Source organism: Micromonospora sp. C28ISP2-4 (assembly GCF_030519385.1).
GTDB classification, from domain to species: domain Bacteria; phylum Actinomycetota; class Actinomycetes; order Mycobacteriales; family Micromonosporaceae; genus Micromonospora; species Micromonospora tulbaghiae.
In genome coordinates this window covers 817,474-835,291 of sequence record NZ_JAUMKG010000001.1, presented here as the reverse complement: position 1 = coordinate 835,291, position 17,818 = coordinate 817,474, and the positions used below count along the sequence as shown (strand labels likewise).

The 17,818-nt window shown below is 72.9% G+C and carries 22 protein-coding genes; 17 read left to right on the top strand and 5 right to left on the bottom strand.

The genetic code is table 11. The features are described 5' to 3' along the window. Positions 1-274 precede the first annotated feature (274 nt). Complete coding sequence (locus Q3W68_RS03895; protein ID WP_302904121.1) at positions 275-1,894, top strand: DUF885 domain-containing protein; 1,620 nt, start codon at positions 275-277, stop codon at positions 1,892-1,894. Positions 1,895-1,897: 3 nt separating this feature from the next. Here Q3W68_RS03895 and Q3W68_RS03890 read toward each other — a convergent pair whose 3' ends face one another. Together Q3W68_RS03890 and Q3W68_RS03885 are read right to left on the bottom strand one after the other, a co-directional pair. Continuing rightward, a complete protein-coding gene (locus Q3W68_RS03890; protein ID WP_302904120.1) occupies positions 1,898-2,776 on the bottom strand; it encodes an NAD(+) diphosphatase in 879 nt (292 codons plus the stop codon). Then, positions 2,773-3,465 carry a hypothetical protein gene (locus Q3W68_RS03885; protein WP_302904119.1) on the bottom strand — a complete coding sequence of 231 codons (693 nt, stop codon included), beginning with the start codon at positions 3,463-3,465 and terminating at the stop codon, positions 2,773-2,775. The genes Q3W68_RS03890 and Q3W68_RS03885 overlap by 4 nt, the downstream gene beginning before the upstream one ends. Positions 3,466-3,678: 213 nt before the next feature. Between Q3W68_RS03885 and eno the strand changes: the two genes are divergently transcribed. Genes eno through Q3W68_RS03860 form a run of 5 tightly spaced genes read left to right on the top strand, consistent with a single transcriptional unit; the run spans position 3,679 to position 7,690 of the window. Next, positions 3,679-4,962, top strand: coding sequence for a phosphopyruvate hydratase (gene eno / locus Q3W68_RS03880; protein ID WP_013284093.1), 1,284 nt, complete (start codon positions 3,679-3,681; stop codon positions 4,960-4,962). A gap of 28 nt (positions 4,963-4,990) precedes the next feature. Next, positions 4,991-5,626, top strand: a complete 636-nt coding sequence (locus Q3W68_RS03875) for a septum formation initiator family protein (RefSeq protein WP_302904118.1) — start codon at positions 4,991-4,993, stop codon at positions 5,624-5,626. A gap of 23 nt (positions 5,627-5,649) precedes the next feature. Beyond that, on the top strand, positions 5,650-6,207 hold the full coding sequence (locus Q3W68_RS03870) for a DUF501 domain-containing protein (protein ID WP_194798556.1): 558 nt from the start codon (positions 5,650-5,652) through the stop codon (positions 6,205-6,207). A 1-nt stretch (position 6,208) separates the two neighbouring features. Then, complete coding sequence (locus Q3W68_RS03865) at positions 6,209-6,718, top strand: amino-acid N-acetyltransferase (protein WP_302904117.1); 510 nt, start codon at positions 6,209-6,211, stop codon at positions 6,716-6,718. 42 nt (positions 6,719-6,760) lie between these two features. Continuing rightward, positions 6,761-7,690 (top strand): Ppx/GppA phosphatase family protein, encoded by a 930-nt coding sequence (locus Q3W68_RS03860; RefSeq protein ID WP_302904947.1) that lies wholly within the window; start codon positions 6,761-6,763, stop codon positions 7,688-7,690. A gap of 105 nt (positions 7,691-7,795) precedes the next feature. Here Q3W68_RS03860 and Q3W68_RS03855 read toward each other — a convergent pair whose 3' ends face one another. Further along, entirely contained in the window at positions 7,796-7,975 is a 180-nt protein-coding gene (locus tag Q3W68_RS03855; protein ID WP_121686518.1) for a hypothetical protein, read from the bottom strand. A gap of 100 nt (positions 7,976-8,075) precedes the next feature. Here Q3W68_RS03855 and Q3W68_RS03850 point away from each other — a divergent pair, with 100 nt between their 5' ends. Genes Q3W68_RS03850 through Q3W68_RS03840 form a run of 3 tightly spaced genes read left to right on the top strand, consistent with a single transcriptional unit; the run spans position 8,076 to position 9,679 of the window. Beyond that, a complete protein-coding gene (locus Q3W68_RS03850; protein WP_302904116.1) occupies positions 8,076-8,354 on the top strand; it encodes a hypothetical protein in 279 nt (92 codons plus the stop codon). Between the two features lie 48 nt (positions 8,355-8,402). Beyond that, positions 8,403-8,735 (top strand): PadR family transcriptional regulator, encoded by a 333-nt coding sequence (locus tag Q3W68_RS03845; RefSeq protein WP_302904115.1) that lies wholly within the window; start codon positions 8,403-8,405, stop codon positions 8,733-8,735. Then, positions 8,732-9,679 carry a hypothetical protein gene (locus Q3W68_RS03840; RefSeq protein WP_302904114.1) on the top strand — a complete coding sequence of 316 codons (948 nt, stop codon included), beginning with the start codon at positions 8,732-8,734 and terminating at the stop codon, positions 9,677-9,679. Before Q3W68_RS03845 ends, Q3W68_RS03840 begins: the two co-directional genes overlap by 4 nt. A 79-nt stretch (positions 9,680-9,758) precedes the next feature. Here Q3W68_RS03840 and Q3W68_RS03835 read toward each other — a convergent pair whose 3' ends face one another. Continuing rightward, positions 9,759-10,076 carry a helix-turn-helix domain-containing protein gene (locus Q3W68_RS03835; protein ID WP_302904113.1) on the bottom strand — a complete coding sequence of 106 codons (318 nt, stop codon included), beginning with the start codon at positions 10,074-10,076 and terminating at the stop codon, positions 9,759-9,761. Beyond that, positions 10,073-10,435 carry a type II toxin-antitoxin system RelE/ParE family toxin gene (locus tag Q3W68_RS03830; RefSeq protein WP_013284103.1) on the bottom strand — a complete coding sequence of 121 codons (363 nt, stop codon included), beginning with the start codon at positions 10,433-10,435 and terminating at the stop codon, positions 10,073-10,075. The genes Q3W68_RS03835 and Q3W68_RS03830 overlap by 4 nt, the downstream gene beginning before the upstream one ends. A 177-nt stretch (positions 10,436-10,612) precedes the next feature. On the opposite strand from Q3W68_RS03830, the gene Q3W68_RS03825 reads away from it, so the two are divergent. From Q3W68_RS03825 to Q3W68_RS03790, 8 genes are all read left to right on the top strand, one after another. Continuing rightward, positions 10,613-11,299: a dienelactone hydrolase family protein gene (locus tag Q3W68_RS03825; protein WP_120571597.1), complete on the top strand. Its 687-nt coding sequence runs from the start codon at positions 10,613-10,615 to the stop codon at positions 11,297-11,299. Positions 11,300-11,318: 19 nt separating this feature from the next. After that, the gene (locus Q3W68_RS03820) at positions 11,319-12,032 is read left to right on the top strand and encodes a uracil-DNA glycosylase (protein WP_302904946.1); all 714 of its coding nucleotides are present in this window, start codon (positions 11,319-11,321) and stop codon (positions 12,030-12,032) included. Between the two features lie 20 nt (positions 12,033-12,052). After that, positions 12,053-12,784 (top strand): DUF4129 domain-containing protein, encoded by a 732-nt coding sequence (locus Q3W68_RS03815; protein WP_302904112.1) that lies wholly within the window; start codon positions 12,053-12,055, stop codon positions 12,782-12,784. Continuing rightward, the gene (locus Q3W68_RS03810; protein WP_302904111.1) at positions 12,781-13,368 is read left to right on the top strand and encodes a hypothetical protein; all 588 of its coding nucleotides are present in this window, start codon (positions 12,781-12,783) and stop codon (positions 13,366-13,368) included. The genes Q3W68_RS03815 and Q3W68_RS03810 overlap by 4 nt, the downstream gene beginning before the upstream one ends. Further along, positions 13,368-14,366 carry a MoxR family ATPase gene (locus tag Q3W68_RS03805; RefSeq protein WP_302904110.1) on the top strand — a complete coding sequence of 333 codons (999 nt, stop codon included), beginning with the start codon at positions 13,368-13,370 and terminating at the stop codon, positions 14,364-14,366. The genes Q3W68_RS03810 and Q3W68_RS03805 overlap by 1 nt, the downstream gene beginning before the upstream one ends. After that, a complete protein-coding gene (locus Q3W68_RS03800) occupies positions 14,366-15,727 on the top strand; it encodes a DUF58 domain-containing protein (RefSeq protein ID WP_302904109.1) in 1,362 nt (453 codons plus the stop codon). The genes Q3W68_RS03805 and Q3W68_RS03800 overlap by 1 nt, the downstream gene beginning before the upstream one ends. Positions 15,728-15,782: 55 nt before the next feature. After that, positions 15,783-16,346 (top strand): hypothetical protein, encoded by a 564-nt coding sequence (locus tag Q3W68_RS03795; protein WP_302904108.1) that lies wholly within the window; start codon positions 15,783-15,785, stop codon positions 16,344-16,346. A 103-nt stretch (positions 16,347-16,449) separates the two neighbouring features. Next, a complete protein-coding gene (locus Q3W68_RS03790; protein ID WP_302904107.1) occupies positions 16,450-17,781 on the top strand; it encodes an NAD(P)/FAD-dependent oxidoreductase in 1,332 nt (443 codons plus the stop codon). Positions 17,782-17,818: the final 37 nt, after the last annotated feature.

Below are 17,818 nucleotides of genomic sequence, written 5' to 3'. Positions count from 1 at the left end.
CCGCCACCCCACCCTTCCCCACCCTCTCTCGGCGATCTTGCACTTCCGGCCCCAGTCGTGCCGCAATTGCCCCATCTGCCCGGGCACCAAGTGCAAGATCGCCGAGTCGGCAGGTGTGCAGGCCGGCCCTCCGAGGTGACCCGGGGCGGTGATCAAGGAGTTTGTGTCGGGATTGGACGGTCTCGGGGACACAAACTCCTTGATCAACGCGGGGAGGGGGGTGGGGCGCGGGGAGGAGGGAGGGGTAGGAACGGGACGCCGGTAGGGTCGGGGGATGGAGTCGTTCGGGCCGCTCGCGGAGCGGATCGTGGAGGCGTTGCTGGAGAGCCGGCCCGGGCTGGCCACCTCCGCCGGGGACCACCGGTACGACGACCGGCTGCCCGATCTCTCCGCCGACGCCCTCGCCGCCGACCAGGCGATGCTGAAAGACGCGGCCGACGCGCTCGCGGAGATCGACCCGGACGCTCTCGACCCGGCGGAGAACGTCGACCACGCGCTGCTCGCCAGCCTCGTCGACCGGGGTCTGTTCGAGGCCACCGAGATCCGCACCCACGAGTGGGATCCGCTGCGCCACAATCCCGGGCCGCTGCTGCACGCCCTGCTGGCCCGTCCGTTCGCCCCGGCCGAGGAGCGCCTGACCAGCCTGGCCGGACGTCTGTCGGCCGTACCCGATGCGCTGTCGACGGCGCGTGCGACGCTGCGGGACATGCCGCGGGTCCACGCGGAGACGGCGATCGGGCAGTTCACCGGTACGGCGGCGCTGATCCGCGACGAGGTGCCCGGGCTGCTCGCCGAGGCGCCGGCGCTGCGCGACCGGGTCGGTCCGGCGGCCACCGAGGCGATCGCCGCGCTGGAGGAGTTCGTGGCCTGGCTGCGGCAGGGCCTGGCCGCCGACGCCGGCCCGGGGCGTGACCCGCGGCTGGGCCGGCGGCGCTGGGAGGCGCGGCTGTGGCACACGCTCGACACCGAGCTGAGCGCCGCCGAGGTGCAGCGCCGCGCCTGGGCCAACCTGGACCGGGTCACCGAGGAGATCCGCGCGGCGTCGGTCGAGCTGGTCGGTGGCCCGGCCGACGACGAGACGGTACGCCGGGCGCTGGACCTGCTCGCCGCCGAGCACCCGGACGACGCCACCATCGTCGACCTCGCCTCGGTCACGCTGGACGAGGCGAGTGACTTCGTCCGCCACCACGACCTGGTCAGCATGGTCGGCGACCCGTGCGTCATCCAGGAGATGCCGGAGTTCGCGCGCGGTGTGGCGGTGGCGTACTGCGACTCCCCGGGCCCGCTGGAGACGGCCGACGTGCCGACGTTCTACTGCATCTCGCCCACCCCGGCGGACTGGCCGGCGCAGCGGGTCGAGTCGTTCTACCGCGAGTACAACGACCACATGATCCGCAACCTGACCGTGCACGAGGCGATGCCCGGGCACTTCCTCCAGCTCGCCCACGCCCGCCGCTACGAGGGCCCGACGCGGGTACGCGCGCTCACCGAGTCGGGCGTGTTCATCGAGGGCTGGGCGGTCTACGCGGAGGAGCTGATGGCCGGGCTCGGCTTCGGCGGTCTGCCGGTGCGGTTGCAGCAGCTCAAGATGCAGCTCCGGATGACCATCAACGCGCTGCTGGACCAGCTCGTGCACTGCGACGACCTGCCCGAGTCCGAGGCGATGGCGCTGATGACCGGGCGCGGCTTCCAGGAGGAGGGCGAGGCGGCCGGCAAGTGGCGGCGGGCGCTGCTCACCTCCACGCAGCTCTCCACGTACTTCGTCGGCTACAGCGAGATGGCCGACATCGCCGCCGCCCGGCCGGACGGCGTGCCGGTGCGCGACTGGCACGACGCGATGCTGGCGCACGACTGCCCGCCGCCGCGTCACCTGCGGACGCTGCTGGGGTTGTGAGGTTCACCGCCGGGCGGCGACCGCGTCGATCAGCCAGCGGGACAGGGAGTACGCGGGCGGCAGCTCGGCGGGCAGCGCGTCGGCCGGGAACCAGCGCGCCTCGGTCAGCTCGGTGCCGTCGACAAGCGGTTCGGCGGCCGGGTCGGTCACCTCGGCGGTGAAACCGGCGAGCAGTGTGCCGGGCCCGGACAGCGCCCACGGCTGGCTGTCCACGTACACCGGTCGCGCGAGCGTCAGGCCGACCTCCTCGGCGACCTCGCGGTGCACGGCCGCCTCCAGCGACTCGCCCGCCTCGACGAACCCGGCGACGAGCGCCCACAGCTGCGTCGGCCCGTGCGCGTGGCGGACCAGCAGCAGTTCGTCGGCGCCACCGGCCGGGCCGGGGCGGGTGATCGCGGTCAGCACCGCGACGGACAGCGGCAGGAACGCGGTGAGGTCGCAGTTCGGGCAGTGCCGCGCGGTCTCGCCCGGTACGTCGGCCAGCTCGGCCCGGCACGCCCCGCACCACCTGTGGGTACGCCGCCAGGTGACCACGGCGAGCGCCCGCCCGGCCAGGTCGGCGCGGGGTGCGGGCAGCTCGGCGGCGAGGCCGCGCCAGCTACGCCAGCGGCCGGGCAGCGACTCCGGATCGGTCACCTCGGCCGCCCAGGCCGGGATGCCGTCGAGCGTGCCGACCGGGGTCCAGGCGAGGTGACCGGGCAGCGCGCCGATCCGCAGCGGCTGCTCGTCCGGGCCGGTCAGCAGTTTCCGGCCGGCCACCGGCAACGCCAGGTCGTCCGGCTCCGGCGGCCGCCCGTGGTCGGCCGCGGGCCGAAAGCCGGCCGGGCGAGCGACGGCGGCCCGAGCGCCGGCGTCGGACGAGGCGCCGTCGGGCGGGGTCACGACGTGGACGGGCGGCGGTCCACCACGCCGGCGCCGTCCGGCACCGCGAACGCGGCGGCCTCGACGCTCTCGGTGTAGCGGCTCAGCGTCACCTCGGCGGGCTTGCCGTCGAGCGTGCCGGAGAAGCTTCCCAGCACGCCCTCGTTCGTCACGCAGGCGTTGAAGCGCTCCCCGTCGTGGGTGACGTCGACGCAGGTGGCGTGGCGGCCGGCGAGCGTGGTGTCGCTCTGCTCGATGACCGCCTCCGGCGCCAGCGCCGCGTCGGTGAGCAGCCGGATCACCGCGGGCGGCGTGACCAGGCCCTGCTTGCGCGCCTCGTCGTAGACGATCACCGACGGCTTCCCGGCGGTGAGCACTGGTGGCGAGACGGTGCAGGACGTGCGGGCGGCGGTGCTCGCGCACCGGGTCACCGACTCCTGGGTCACCGTGATCTTGCCGCCGGGCCAGGTGTACGTGGACCGCAGCGGCTTCTTGGTCTGCGCGATCGAGGCGGTCCGGCCGCCGTCGAGCTGGTAGTCGGCGGCCCAGGTCTGCTCCAGCGCCCGGTCCATCCGCGCGGCGAGGTCGTTGACCAGGTCGGCGCGACCGAGCGCGACGTTCGCGTCGTCCAGGGCCTGACAGCCGGTGACCGAGAGCGACGCGATGACCGAGGCGGCGAGCACGCGGAGAGTCGTCGAGGCGGCAGGCATGATGCCCAGCCTTGTCGATCGACGCAGCGTCTCGCAAACCGGTTGCCGGTTGACGACCGGTAATCCGGGAATGTCCGTCTCAGCAAGCGCCTCGGGGGCCGCCCCGAGCGGGGTGCGCCAGGGCGGGGACCGATACGCTGCGTTCAACACCTGCCTCAGCCGCACCGTCGCGGCCCATACCGGACCGGAACCACACAAACGAGGAGCGACTCAGTGGCAACCATCGAGGGAATCGTCGCCCGGGAGATCCTGGACTCGCGGGGCAACCCGACGGTCGAGGTCGAGGTCGGGCTCGACGACGGCACGATCGCCCGCGCCGCGGTGCCGTCCGGCGCCTCCACCGGCGCCTTCGAGGCGGTCGAGCTGCGCGACGGTGACAAGGATCGCTACCTGGGCAAGGGTGTCGAGAAGGCGGTCGCGAACATCGAGGACCGGATCGTCGACCAGCTCATCGGCTACGAGGCCAGCGAGCAGCGGCTGATCGACCAGAAGATGATCGACATCGACGGCTCGGACAACAAGGGCGAGCTGGGCGCGAACGCCATCCTCGGCGTCTCCCTGGCCGTGGCCAAGGCCGCCGCCGGCAGCGCCGAGCTGAGCCTGTTCCGCTACCTGGGCGGCCCGAACGCGCACCTGCTCCCGGTGCCGATGATGAACATCCTCAACGGTGGCGCGCACGCCGACTCGAACGTCGACATCCAGGAGTTCATGATCGCGCCGATCGGCGCGCCGACGTTCCGGGACGCGCTGCGCTCGGGCGCCGAGGTCTACCACGCGCTGAAGTCGGTGCTGAAGAAGAAGGACCTGTCGACCGGCCTGGGCGACGAGGGCGGCTTCGCCCCGAACCTGCCCACGAACGCCGCCGCGCTGGACCTGATCGCCGAGGCGGTGGAGAAGGCCGGCTACCGGCTCGGCACCGACATCGTCTTCGCGCTCGACGTGGCCGCCACCGAGTTCTTCGACAACGGCACCTACACGTTCGAGGGCAGCGCCAAGAGCGCCGAGGAGATGAGCAACTACTACACCAAGCTCGCCGGCGACTACCCGATCGTGTCGATCGAGGACCCGCTGGCCGAGGACGACTGGAGCGGCTGGGCCACCCTCACCGCCGCGCTCGGCGACCGCATCCAGATCGTCGGCGACGACCTGTTCGTGACCAACCCGCAGCGCATCGCCCGGGGCATCGCCGAGCAGGCCGCAAACGCGGTGCTCGTGAAGGTCAACCAGATCGGCTCGCTCACCGAGACGCTCGACGCCGTCGACCTGGCCCACCGGGCCGGTTTCAAGTGCATGATGAGCCACCGCTCCGGCGAGACCGAGGACACCACCATCGCCGACCTGGCCGTCGCCACCGGCTGCGGGCAGATCAAGACCGGCGCGCCGGCCCGCTCGGACCGGGTGGCCAAGTACAACCAGCTCCTGCGGATCGAGGAGGAGCTGGCCGACGCGGCGCGGTACGCCGGTGCCGGCGCGTTCCCGCGCTACCGTTCGGCCTGAGCGAGCGCTCCGGGGGAGGGGTGTGACGATGCAGCAGCGCCGCACACCGGGTGGCCAGCGGCCCGCCCGTCGGCCGGGTCAGCCCGGCCGGGCGGGCGGTGCCCGGGTCCGGTCCACGGCCCGCGACAACGGCGTCCGCGCGGAGGCGCGCGCCGCCGGCCGGTCACCCGGCGCGTCCCGTGCCACCGACGGCGTACGCTCCGCGAGCCGACCCGCCGCGGCCCGGCGTACCGCCGCCGGTGGTCCGGTCAAGCGGCTCACCGCACCCCAACCCCGGCGCTTCACCGGGCGCGCCACAGTGCTGTTCGCGGTGCTGATCGCGCTCGCCCTGGCGTACACCTATCCGGTCCGGGTCTACCTGGACCAGCAGGCCGACATCGAGCGGATGGAGGCCGCGCAGGCCGCCCAGCGGGCCGAGATCGAGCGGCTCACCGCCGAGGCGGCCAAGTGGAAGGACCCGGAGTACGTCAAGACGCAGGCCCGGGAGCGGTTCTTCATGGGCAAGCCGGGCGAGACGCTGCTCGTGGTGCTGTCCGACCCGGAGGGCGCCGCGAAGGACGCTGGCAAGGGCGCGAAGCCGGGGGCGCCGAAGCCGCCCGAGCCCTGGTACGACACCCTGTGGGGGAGCGTGCGGGCGGCCAACGCCGAGCGCCCCGACAAGTGAGCTTTGATCCGAGAGGCACTTCCTTGAGCGTCGTACCACCGCAGGAGCCGGCGGCGGACTCCGTACCCCCGCCGGAACGCCAGCCGGCCACCGAGGCCGACCTGGCCGCGGTGGCCGCGCAGCTCGGACGCCCGCCTCGCGGCACCCGCGCGGTGGCCCACAGGTGTCCCTGCGGCCTGCCCGACGTGGTGGAGACGACGCCGCGGCTGGCCGACGGGACGCCGTTCCCGACGCTGTTCTACCTGACCTGCCCGCGCGCCACGGCGGCGTGCAGCCGGCTGGAGTCGGCCGGGCTGATGAAGGAGATGGCCGAGCGGCTCGCCGAGGATCCGGAGCTGGCGGCGCGGTACCGGGCGGCGCACGAGGACTACCTGACCCGCCGGGAGGCGATCGGGGAGGTGCCGGAGATCGCCGGCATCTCGGCCGGTGGCATGCCGGGGCGGGTGAAGTGCCTGCACGTGCACCTCGGGCACGCGCTCGCCGCCGGGCCGGGAGTCAACCCGTTCGGCGACGAGACGCTGGCGCTTGTGGAGAAGTGGTGGGCGGCCGGCCCCTGCGTGGACGTGCCCCCGGTCCAGTGAGATGAGCACCGACGAGATCACTGTGCGCCGGGCCCGGACCACCGACGTGCGCGGCATCCGGCGGCTGGTGGACACCTACACCGACGACCGGCGGCTGCTCAGCAAGGCGACCGTGACGCTGTACGAGGACGTGCAGGAGTTCCGCGTCGCGGTGACGCCGGACGGCACAGTGGTCGGCTGCGGCGCGCTGCACGTCATGTGGGAGGACCTGGCCGAGATCCGGACGGTGGCGGTCGACCCGTCGTGCCGGGGCCACCGGATCGGGCATCGGATCGTCGGCGAGCTGATCGACTCGGCGCGGGAGCTGGGCATCGCCCGGATCTTCGTGCTCACGTTCGAGACCGGCTTCTTCGGCTCGTTCGGCTTCCGCGAGATCGACGGCGCCCCCGTTCCGCAGCCGGTGTACGAGCAGCTCCTGCGCTCGTACGACGAGGGCGTGGCCGAGTTCCTGGACCTGGAGCGGGTCAAGCCCAACACCCTGGGCAACACTCGAATGCTGCTGCGCCTCTGACCCCGCGCGGGCTGCCGTAGGGTGGGCGCCGTGAGTGCGCGTGTGGCCGCCATCGACTGCGGGACCAACTCGATCCGACTGCTGATCGCCGACCTGCCGGACCCGTCCGAGGGAGCGTCCGCGCCGCTGCGCGACGTCAGCCGGCGGATGGAGATCGTGCGGCTGGGGCAGGGCGTCGACCAGACCGGCATGCTCGCCCCGGAGGCGATCGAGCGGACCCGGGTGGCGCTCGCCGACTACGCGGCGGAGATCGAGAAGTCCGGCGCCGACCGGGTGCGCATGTGCGCCACCTCGGCCTCCCGCGACGCCTCCAACGCCGCCGACTTCCGCGCCATGGTCGAGCGCACGCTCGGCGTACCGCCCGAGGTGGTGACCGGCGACGAGGAGGCACGGCTGTCGTTCACCGGCGCGGTGCGCGGCCTGCCCGCCGACGCCGAACCGCCGTACCTGGTGGTCGACATCGGCGGCGGCTCGACCGAGTTCGTCGTCGGCACCCGCGCCGACGGTGTGCGCGGCGCCATCTCGGTGGACATCGGCTGCGTCCGGATGACCGAACGCCACCTGCACGGCGACCCGCCGACCCCGGCGCAGACCGCCGCCGCCGAAGCCGACATCGCCGCGGCCGTCGACCGCGCGCTCGCCGCCGTGCCCGGCCGCGAGGCCGCCACGCTGGTCGGGCTCGCCGGTTCGGTCACCACCGTGGTCGCCCTGGCCGAAGGGCTCCGGGAGTACGACCCCAGCCGCATCCACCACGCCCGCGTCTCGTACGAGCAGGTGGCCGAGGTGACCGCCGACCTGCTCGGCAAGAGCAGCGAGCAGCGGCTGGCGTACCCGGTGATGCACCCGGGACGGGCCGACGTGATCGGCGCGGGCGCGCTGGTGCTGCGAGTGATCATGGAGCGGGCCGGGATGCCCTCGGTGGTCGCCTCCGAGCACGACATCCTCGACGGCATCGCCTGGAGCCTCGCCTAGCCCTCCGGCCCTCGTCCCCGCCTCCTCAGGCGGTGATCAAGGAGTTTGTGTCCAATCGGGGTGCCTCCGAGGACGCCAACTCCTTGGTCAACGGCGAGGTCGGCGTCAGTCCGTCGCCAGATCGGGGCGGTGCTCCTTGATCCACTTTTCGACGTCCGACTTCCGCCAGATCTGGCCCATCCTGAGCACCTGATAAGGCGCGGGGAAGTCACGACGCGAGGCAACCACTGACGCGCGGGCACGCGAGACGCCACCGAGCATGTCTCGGATCTCAGCGATACCCACGAACTCGACCACCCCTTGACGGTAGGTAGCTGCGATTGTCTGTCGATCGTTAACAGCGATAGGGGTTGACGATCGCCAACCACGCGAGCACGATCGGGGGATGACCGCGAGGAACTGTTCTCCCGTACCCGAGCGCGACCGGCGGGCCGTGCTGCCGCACGTACCCATGCGGCCCCTGTGGTTGTGCCGGGCGTGCGCCGCTCCCTGGCCGTGCCAGCCGGCCCGCCTGTTGTTGCTGCTGGACTACCGGCGCGACCGCGTCGCCCTGTCGATCCACATGGCGGGCTGCCTGTTCGACGCCACCGGCGACCTGCTGCGCACCAACCCGAATCCGGCCGACCTGTTCGACCGTTTCATCGGGTGGACCGCCCGCCCGTAGGTGCTGTGTCGTTGACGGTAGTGCGTAATGCGCACTAGTGTGCTGAGCGTGGATACCACGCAGCTCCTCAAGGGCGTGCTCGACCTGGCGGTGCTCGCCGTGCTCAAGGACGAGGACGGATACGGCTACGACATCCTGCGGCGGCTACGCGAGGCCGGCCTCACCGAGGTCGGCGACGCCTCGGTCTACGGCACGCTGCGCCGGCTGTTCGCGGCCGGTCTGCTCACCACGTACGTGGTGCCCAGCGAGTCCGGGCCGCACCGCAAGTACTACTCGCTCAACGCCGCCGGGCGTGACCAGCTCACCCGCTCCGGCAAGACCTGGCGCTCGTTCGCCACCACCATGGACACGCTGCTCGACGATCGGGGGATGGCGGCATGACCGTCACTGGGCAGGAGATCACGGACTACGTCGACCGGGTACGCGCGGCGCTCGCCGACCTGCCGCCGGAAGTCCGCGACGAGCTGACCGAGGACCTGCCGGAACATCTCGCCGAGGTGGCCGCCGAGGGCGAGGGCACGCTGGTCGACCGGCTGGGCACCCCCGAGGCGTACGCCGCCGAGCTGCGCGCCGTCGCCGGTGCCCAGCCGGGCCGGCGGCCGGCGCGTTTCCACCGCCTCGCCGAGGCCCGGCGGGAGGCGGCAACCCAGCTGCGTCTGCTCGACCGCCAGCTCGGCCCGGTGCTCGGGCACGAGACGGTGAGCGACTTCCTGCGTCCACTGCGCCCGGCCTGGTGGCTGGTGCGCGGATGGCTGGCCGCGCTGATCGTGGCGTGGATCGTGGACGGCCGGTCCGGCCTGGTGCCCCGGCTGGACGGCAACAGCTCAATGGGGCTGTTGCTGCTCATCGGCGCGGTCGTCGCGTCGATGTGGTGGGGTCGCCGCTCCGCCGGGATCACCGGGTGGCGGCGGCAACTGCACCAGATCGGCACCGCCGCGCTGCTGCTGTTCTCCTTCGCCGTGCTGGCCCAGGTGGACGAGCGCGCCGACACCGACAGCTACAGCAGCTACGAGCAGACGTCGGTGGACCACCGGTACGACCGGATCGAGGACGTCTTCGTCTACGACCAGCAGGGGCGGCTGGTCCGCGACGCGCGGCTCTTCGACCAGAACGGCGTGCCGATCACGCTCGGCTGGCCGAGCTGCACGGCTGACACGGGCGCGGTGCCGGAGATGCGTAACACCTACCCGTACTGCCCGGAGCTGGCCCCGTTCGGTCCGCCGGTCTCGCCGTCGATCGCCCCGCCCGCACCCGCGCCCACCGGCAGCGCCACCCCGACCGCGCCCACCGCCAGCGCTTCCCCGGAACCCACGTCAACCCCCTGAGCGCGCTCGACCCCGCGAGATCTTGGAAGGAAACGGCCCCATGAGGGCCCTAATCTCCAAGATCTCGCGCGGAGCGCTGTCAGGCGATGGCGGCGATGTCGCCGTCGTCGAAATAGATCGCCTGATGGAGCCGGCCACCCAGGGCGGCGGCGAACCGGGCCACCACGTCCTGACCGGAGATCTTTCCCTGCTCGATCTGGGAGATCCGTCCCTTGGTGACGCCCATGCGGTCGGCCACCTGCTGTTGGGTCAACCCCCGTGCTCGGCGTACTTCCGCGAGCCGGTGACCGATGACCTCGGCGAGGAGTTCCTGCTTACCCGCATCGACCGCCTCTTCCCCGCCGGCCCGGGCGACGTGGTCGGCGCGGATGTCCTGCCACCGGGAGTAGTCGCTCATGCCTTTCCCTCCTCTCGTGCCCGGTCCTTGAGGTAGAGCTCGTAGCGGTGCTCGGCGACGGGAATGGCCTCCTGGTACCACGTCTTCCACCGGCCGGACTTGTCGCCGGCGACCAGGAGGATGCTCGAGCGCCACGGGTCGAACGCGAAAAGGATACGCACGGTGCCCGGCCGGAGTTCCTTCAAGTTCGCCATCGACGAACCGTGGATGGTGTCGACAAGGGGTCGTCCGAGTCCTGGTCCGTGCTCTGCCAGGAGGTCGATCGCCTGCACCACCCGCGCATGGGCGGACGCGTCGAGAGTGTCGAGCCACTGCCGCACCTCGTCGACCAGGTAGACGTCCCAGTCTCCAGCCACCACGCGGCTAGTTTAGCAATCGCTATACCCGGCGTGTGTGCCTGTCCGGCGGTTCAACAGGAGGTGAATGCCACTGTTGTTCCGTCTTCCCCGGGCCGGTGACCGCGTGGCACGCTACCGGCACGTAGCAGCCAACTGGGCGACCAGCCAATGATGACTGACCGCTAGGAGGACGGGCCCATGGGCGAGATGGTGAGCTTCACCGGCAACGGAGGGACGAGCGAGGGGTATCTCGCGATACCCTCCGGCGGTGCGGCCAGCCCGGCGGTCATCGTCATCCAGGACTGGTGGGGACTGGTGCCCCATGTCCGGGCCGTCGTCGACCGCTTCGCCGAGGCCGGCTTCGTCGCCCTCGCGCCCGACTTCCGGCACGGCGGGCCGGCCGTGAAGCCGACCGAGCCACGGCTGATGCTGAACAGCTCCCAGATGGACGAGGCGGCGAGCGACATCGCGGCCGCCGCGGAATACCTGGCGAGCCGGTCCGAGGTCGCCGGCAAGGTGGGCTGTGCCGGGTTCTGCGCGGGCGCCAGCCTGGCGCTGTGGTCCGGCACGTTCTCCGAGCGCATCGTGGCCACCGCCGGGTTCTACCCGCGCCTGCCCTGGGAGGGCATGGCCACCGACTGGGCCGACTACGCCGGGAAGGCGGCGCTCATCCACTGCTCCGAGGCCGACGGCCTGTCCGCCGCCGACGGGGTGCAGAGCGTACGCCGGTCCATCGAGTCCGCCGGTGGCACCTGCCAGACGTTCGACTACCCGGGCACCGCGCACGCGTTCTTCAACGAGGACCGGCCGGAGCACTTCGACCAGCGGGCCGCCGCCACCGCCTGGGCCCGCACGCTGGAACTGTTCCGGGCGAAGCTTGGCTGAGTCGCGTACCCCGCAGGACGTGGTCGCCCGCGCCGCGCGGGCGGCCGACCTGGCCGACCTCGACGGCGCGGTCAGCGATTGTTTCGCCTGCCCGCGCCTGGTGGCGTGGCGGGAGGAGGTCGCCCGGGTCAAGCGGGCGGCGTTCCGCGACCAGGACTACTGGGGACGGCCGGTGCCCGGCCTCGGACCGCAGGACGCGCGCATCGCGATCCTCGGCCTGGCGCCGGCGGCGCACGGCGGCAACCGCACCGGGCGGATCTTCACCGGGGACCGGTCCGGCGACGTGCTGTTCGCCGCGCTGCACCGCGCGGGGCTGGCCAACCAGCCGACGAGCGTCTCCGCCGACGACGGCCTGACGCTGCGCGACACCCGCATCTTCGCGGCCGTGCGGTGCGCGCCGCCGGACAACAAACCCACCCCGGCCGAGCGGGACACCTGCGCGCCGTGGCTGCACCGCGAGGTCGAGTTGATCCGGCCCACGCTGCGCGTCGTGGTCGCGCTCGGCGCGTTCGCGTGGGCCGCGTGGTGGCCGGTGCTAAGACAGGTGTACGGGCAGCGACCGCCCACACCGCGACCGGTGTTCGGTCATGGGGCACACTGGTCCGGCGAGTCGGTGCCGGCGTTGCTGGGCTGCTATCACGTCAGCCAGCAGAACACGTTCACCGGACGGCTCACACCGGCGATGCTGGACGACGTGTTCACCCGGGCGAAGGACCTGGCCGGGGTGGACTGAGGAACACCTGAGGCGGTGGGATGGATTTCGGCGTACTGCGCAGGTGGTGGCCGGTCGCCGCGGTGACGGTGCTGCTCGCGCTCGCCGCGTTCGCCGCCGGTCACTCCGCCATCGGGGCCAGCCGGATCCCGCCCGCCGCCGACACCATCCCGTACGTGCCGGAGTACCCGTCGCCCGAGGCGGTGCCCTCGTACCCGGTGGAACCCCGCGACGTGGGTGAGTCCACGTCGGGCGGTGTGCCCGACTGGCTGGCCACCGCCGCCGTGGCGTTGCTGTTCGCGGCGGTGCTGGGCGCCATCGGGTACGTCCTGTGGAACGTGCTCCGAGGCGCGCTGCGGCGGACGACTCGCGCGGTGCCGGTGCGGCGCACCAGGCGTACCGCCGAGGGGACCGCCCGCGAGGTGGTGGCCGCGCTCGACGCCGGACTCGTCGAACTGGACGACCGCTCCACCGATCCGCGGACCGCCGTGATCGCCTGCTGGGTACGCCTGGAGGAGGCCGCCGAGGACGCCGGTGTGCCCCGGCAGACCGGTGACACCCCGACCGACCTGGTCGCCCGGTTGCTGCGCGGCGACCCGGCGGCCGGCATCCCGGCGATCGCCAGCGCCGACGTGCTCGACGGTTTCGCCAACGTCTACCGGGAGGCCCGCTACGCCACGCACCCGGTCGACGAGCGCACCCGGGACCAGGCCCGCGCCGCGTTGCGGCGGCTGCGCGGCGAGCTGACCAGCCTGGCGGGGGAGGCGTCGTGAGCACCAGCAGCATCGACGACCTGCTCTCGTTCGGCGAGGAGCCCGCCGGGGAGGCCGGGCGTCCGTCCGGTGGCGGCCGGGCGCGCACTCTGCTGCGGACGGCGGCGGTCACCGCCGCCGTCGTGGTGGTGGTCGTGGTCGGGCTGCGCGCGGTCGGCCTGAAGGTGCCGATCTGGATCATCGTGGCGGGGGTGCTCGCCGTGCTCGCCGTACGCCGGGTCACCGCAGCGCTCTCGCCTCCGCCGCCGCCCCGCGCCGGTGCCCGGGCGCCCGCCGGTGAGGAGCCCGGCACCTGGAACTGGTCCTCCCGGGACGCGCTGCGTACCGCGATCAACGGCTGGGAGCGCCCGCTGGACTGGTGTGCCGGCAATCAGGAGCGGTTCACCGAGCGCATCCTGCCGCGCCTCGGCGAGCTGGCCGACGAACGGCTGCGCCAGCGCCACGGCGTCACCCGTGAGTCCGACCCGGCCCGCGCCCGGGCGGTGCTCGGCGAGCCACTGTGGACGTTCCTCGCCACCCCCGTCCGCCGCCCTCCGTCGCCGCGCGACCTCGCGGCGATCGTCGCCGAACTGGAGAAGATCTGATGAACGACGTGGACCGGAGCATGCCCCCCGCCGAGGTGGGCCGGCTCGCCCGGACCGTCCTGGACGCGGTCGGCACCGTCGTGGTCGGCAAGCGGGACGCGCTGGAGCTGGTGCTGGCCGGCATCCTCGCCGGTGGTCACGTGCTGCTGGAGGATCTGCCCGGCCTGGGCAAGACGCTCACCGCGCGCTCCTTCGCGCAGGCGCTCGGGCTGGACTTCCGGCGGCTCCAGTTCACGCCGGACCTGCTGCCCGCCGACGTGACCGGCTCGTTCCTCTACGACCAGAGCAGCGGCGACTTCGCCTTCCGGGCCGGGCCCGTGTTCACCAACCTGCTGCTCGCCGACGAGATCAACCGGACGCCGCCGAAGACGCAGTCGGCGCTGCTGGAGGCGATGCAGGAGAAGCAGGTGTCGGTGGAGGGCGTGACCTACCGGCTGGACGAGCCGTTCCACGTGCTCGCCACCGCCAACCCCATCGAGTACGAGGGCACGTACCCACTGCCGGAGGCGCAGCTCGACCGGTTCCTGCTGCGGGTGTCGTTCGGCTACCCCAGCCACGACGAGGAGTGGGACGTACTTCGCCGCCGGATCGCCCGCCGCCGCGAGGAGGCGGAGATCAAGCCGGTGGTGGACGCCGCCACGCTGCGCGCCATGCAGGCCGCGCTGGAGGACGTGGTGGTCGAGGACTCGATCGGCCGGTACATCGTGGCGCTCACCGCCGCCACCCGGGAGCACCCGTCGGTGCTGGTCGGCGCGTCCCCGCGCGGCTCGCTGGCGCTGCTGCTGCTGTCCCGGGTGCGGGCGGTGCTCGCCAACCGGGACTACGTGGTGCCGGAGGACGTCAAGGCGGTGGCGGCGCCCGCGCTGGCGCACCGGATCACGCTGCGGCCGGAGATGTGGCTGCGCCGCGTCGACCCCTCCTTCGTGGTCGGCGAGGTGCTGGAGTCGACGCCCGCCCCGGCCAGCGGCGCGCTGCCCAGCTACGCCGCCGGACGCTGATGGACCGGGCCGACGCGGCGACCGGCTGGGCGCCCACCTGGGCGCTCGGCCGGGCCGTGCTGCTCACCGGCGTGCTGCTCGTCGCCGCCGTCCTGCTCGGCCGCATCGACCTGGTGGTGCTCGCCACGCCGTTCGCGCTCGGGACCGCGTACGCGCTGCGCCGCCGCCCCGCCGCACTGCCCGAGCTGGAACTCGGCGTGGGGGACACCCACCTGGTCGAGGGCTCGCCGCTGGCCGCCACCGTCGCGGTGGCCAACCCCGATCTGATCGGGTACGACCTGGCGGTGGTCCGGACCCGGATGTCGCGCTGGCTGCGGGTGGAGCAGGTCGGCTTCGGCGGCGCCGGGCTGGACGTGAGCCGCTCCGGCGGAGCCGACCGCCCGTTCGTCACCTCCGTACCCCGGGGTAGCGCTGTCGACCTGGAGCTGACCGGCACGGCGCTGCGGTGGGGACGGCACCCGATCGGTCCGGCCGGGGTGCGGGTCGCCGCCGCCGACGGGCTGCTGGTCTCCCGCGCGGTGATCACCGAGCCGATCCGCGCCCGGGTCTATCCGCGTACCGAGCCGTTCGACGCGGTCGAGGCGATGCCCCGGGCCGCCGGACTGGTCGGCGCGCACCGGTCGCGGCGGCCGGGCGAGGGCGGTGAGCTGGCCGGGGTACGCGTCTTCGCGCCCGGCGATCGGCTGCGCCGGATCGACTGGCGGGTGTCGCTGCGGGCCCGCCAGCTGCACGTCGCGGCGACGCTCTCGGACCGGGACGCCGAGGTGGTGGTGCTGCTGGACGTGCTGGCCGAGGCGGGCCGCTCCGGTGGCGTGAACGGGACCGCGTCGGTGCTGGACACCACTGTGCGGGCCGCCGCCGCGATCGCCGAGCACTACCTGCACCGCGGCGACCGGGTCTCGATGCTGGAGTACGGACCGGCCGCGCGCCGGCTGCGTCCGGCCACCGGGCGACGGCAGTACCTGACGGTCCTGGAGTGGCTGCTCGACGTGCAGGCCGAGTCGTCCCCGCACGAACCGTACGACCAGGTCTTCGGCCCGCAGGTGCTCTCCTCCGACGCGCTCGTGGTGGTGCTCACCCCGCTGCTCGACGAGCGGTCCGCGCAGATGCTGGCCCGGCTGGCCCGTGGCGGGCGGTTCGTGGTCGCCGTGGACACGCTGCCGGCCGAGCTGCCGGTGCCGAAGGAACGGGGCTGGGCCGAGGTCGCGTACCGGCTGTGGCGGCTGGACCGGGACACGATGATCGGCCAGCTCCGCGAGCACGGGGTGCCGGTGGTGCGCTGGGCCGGCGCCGGCAGCCTGGACGAGGTGCTGCGCGACGTGGCCCGGCTGGCGACCGCCCCGAAGGCAGGGCTTCGGTGAGCGCGAGGAACGCAGCGAAGCGGAGTCCCGCAGTCGCGAACGAAAGGCCGGCCCAGTGACGGACGCTCTGGTCGAGCGGGTGCGGGCGCTGCGGTACGCCGCCGCCCGGGTCAGCCCGCTGCCGCTGCTCGTACGCGGCGGCATCTTCCTCGTCGTGCTGGCCGGCTTCCTGCTCGCGTACCCGGTGCAGGCCCTCACCGCGCGCTCGCTGCTGGCCCTGACGGTGGCCGCCGTGCTGCCGGCGGCCGGGCCGCGCCGGATCTGGCCGACGTTCACCGCGCTGGTGACCGTCGGCGGCTGGCTGCTGGCCACGCTCGGCTTCGACCGGCCGCCGGCGCTGTGGCGGCTGCTCGCCGTGGCGACGCTGCTCTACCTGGCGCACTCGCTCTGCGCACTCGCCGCGCTGCTGCCGTACGACGGGCTGATCGACCCGGACGTGGTGCTGCGGTGGCTGGGCCGCGCGGGCGGCGTGGTGCTGGCCAGTGCCGTGCTCGGCGTGGTGCTGGCGTGGCTCGGCGGAGTGGGCGGTACGGACGGCTCACAGGCCGCGACAGTGGTGGGACTGCTGGTGGCGGTGGGGCTGAGCGCGCTGCTGGGCTGGCTGCTCCGGCGCAGGTGACGCAGCCCTTCGACGACGTTGCGCAGGTCACACGGGTTGTGCTCCGTCACAGAAGGGGGTCTCGCGCGGGATTACCCGAAGCACCCGGGGAAAGATAGATGACGTGAACCCGAAGCGGATCCTTGTCGTGGGTGCCGGTCACGTCGGCCTGTACGCCGCTCTGCGCCTGTCCAAGAAGCTGAGCAGGCGTGAGGCGGAGGTCATCGTCGTCGACCCGCAGCCGCACATGACGTACCAGCCGTTCCTCCCGGAGGCATCGGCGGGCAACATCTCCCCTCGGCACGCCGTGGTGCCGCTGCGGCGGGAGTTGCGTAAGTGCACCGTGGTGGCGGGCACCGTCACCCGGATCGACCACGACCGCAGGACCGCCGTGGTGCAGCCGATCAGCGGCCCGGCCCGGGAGATCCAGTACGACCACGTGGTCGTCGCCCCCGGCTCGGTCTCCCGCACCCTGCCGATCCCCGGCCTGCACGAGAACGGCATCGGGTTCAAGACCATCGGCGAGGCCATCTTCCTGCGCAACCACGTGCTGGACCGGCTCGACGTGGCGGCCTCCACCACCGACCCGGCGGTCCGCAGCCGCGCGCTGACGTTCGTCTTCGTGGGCGGCGGCTACGCCGGCATCGAGGCGCTCGCCGAGATGGAGGACATGGCCCGGGACGCGCTGCGCTACTACCCGGAGCTGAAGCCGGAGGACATGCGCTGGGTGCTCGTCGAGGCGACCCAGCGGGTGCTGCCCGAGGTCGACCGGGACATGGGCGCCTACACGGTGCAGCAGCTGATGAAGCGGGACATGGACATCCGCCTGGACACCCGGCTGGAGTCCTGCGTCGACGGTGTGGTGAAGCTCTCCGACGGCGACAGCTTCCCGTCCGACACCATCGTCTGGACCGCCGGCGTGAAGCCGTCGCCGATGCTGGACGCGACGGACTTCCCGCGTGACGAGCGCCGCCGGGTCACCTGCCGGCCGACGCTGCAGATCGTGGACGGCGACCGGGTGGTCGAGGGCGCCTGGAGCGCCGGCGACTGCGCCGCCGTACCGGACCTGACCAAGGAGCCGGGCAACTTCTGCTCCCCGAGCGCCCAGCACGCGGTGCGGCAGGCGGCGCGGATGGCCGACAACATCGCGAACGTGATCCGTGGGCGCGAGCCGGTGGACTACAAGCACAAGCACGCCGGCAGCGTGGCGAGCCTCGGCCTGCACAAGGGCGTGGCGCAGGTCTACGGCATCAAGATGACCGGCTGGCCGGCCTGGTTCATGCACCGGACTTACCACATGTCGCGGATCCCCTCGTTCAACCGCAAGGTGCGCGTGGTGGTCGACTGGACGCTGGCGTTCTTCCTCAAGCGTGAGGTGGTGGCGCTGGGTCAGCTGCACGACCCGCGCGAGGAGTTCGCCGAGGCGTCCGCCCCGCCGGTCGCCGCGCGCGTCTGACGCTTGTCGCGAAAGGGCCCCTTCCGTACGGGAGGGG

Bases quoted from the DNA above. Each gene is read 5' to 3' on its own strand.
- Q3W68_RS03805 (WP_302904110.1), top strand. From the start codon at position 13,368: ATGAACGACGTGGACCGGAGCATGCCCCCCGCCGAGGTGGGCCGGCTC.
- Q3W68_RS03865 (WP_302904117.1), top strand. From the start codon at position 6,209: ATGAGCACCGACGAGATCACTGTGCGCCGGGCCCGGACCACCGACGTG.
- Q3W68_RS03835 (WP_302904113.1), bottom strand. From the start codon at position 10,076: ATGAGCGACTACTCCCGGTGGCAGGACATCCGCGCCGACCACGTCGCC.
- Q3W68_RS03840 (WP_302904114.1), top strand. From the start codon at position 8,732: ATGACCGTCACTGGGCAGGAGATCACGGACTACGTCGACCGGGTACGC.
- Q3W68_RS03885 (WP_302904119.1), bottom strand. From the start codon at position 3,465: ATGCCTGCCGCCTCGACGACTCTCCGCGTGCTCGCCGCCTCGGTCATC.
- Q3W68_RS03800 (WP_302904109.1), top strand. From the start codon at position 14,366: ATGGACCGGGCCGACGCGGCGACCGGCTGGGCGCCCACCTGGGCGCTC.
- Q3W68_RS03825 (WP_120571597.1), top strand. From the start codon at position 10,613: ATGGGCGAGATGGTGAGCTTCACCGGCAACGGAGGGACGAGCGAGGGG.
- Q3W68_RS03895 (WP_302904121.1), top strand. From the start codon at position 275: ATGGAGTCGTTCGGGCCGCTCGCGGAGCGGATCGTGGAGGCGTTGCTG.
- Q3W68_RS03875 (WP_302904118.1), top strand. From the start codon at position 4,991: ATGCAGCAGCGCCGCACACCGGGTGGCCAGCGGCCCGCCCGTCGGCCG.
- Q3W68_RS03850 (WP_302904116.1), top strand. From the start codon at position 8,076: ATGACCGCGAGGAACTGTTCTCCCGTACCCGAGCGCGACCGGCGGGCC.
- Q3W68_RS03815 (WP_302904112.1), top strand. From the start codon at position 12,053: ATGGATTTCGGCGTACTGCGCAGGTGGTGGCCGGTCGCCGCGGTGACG.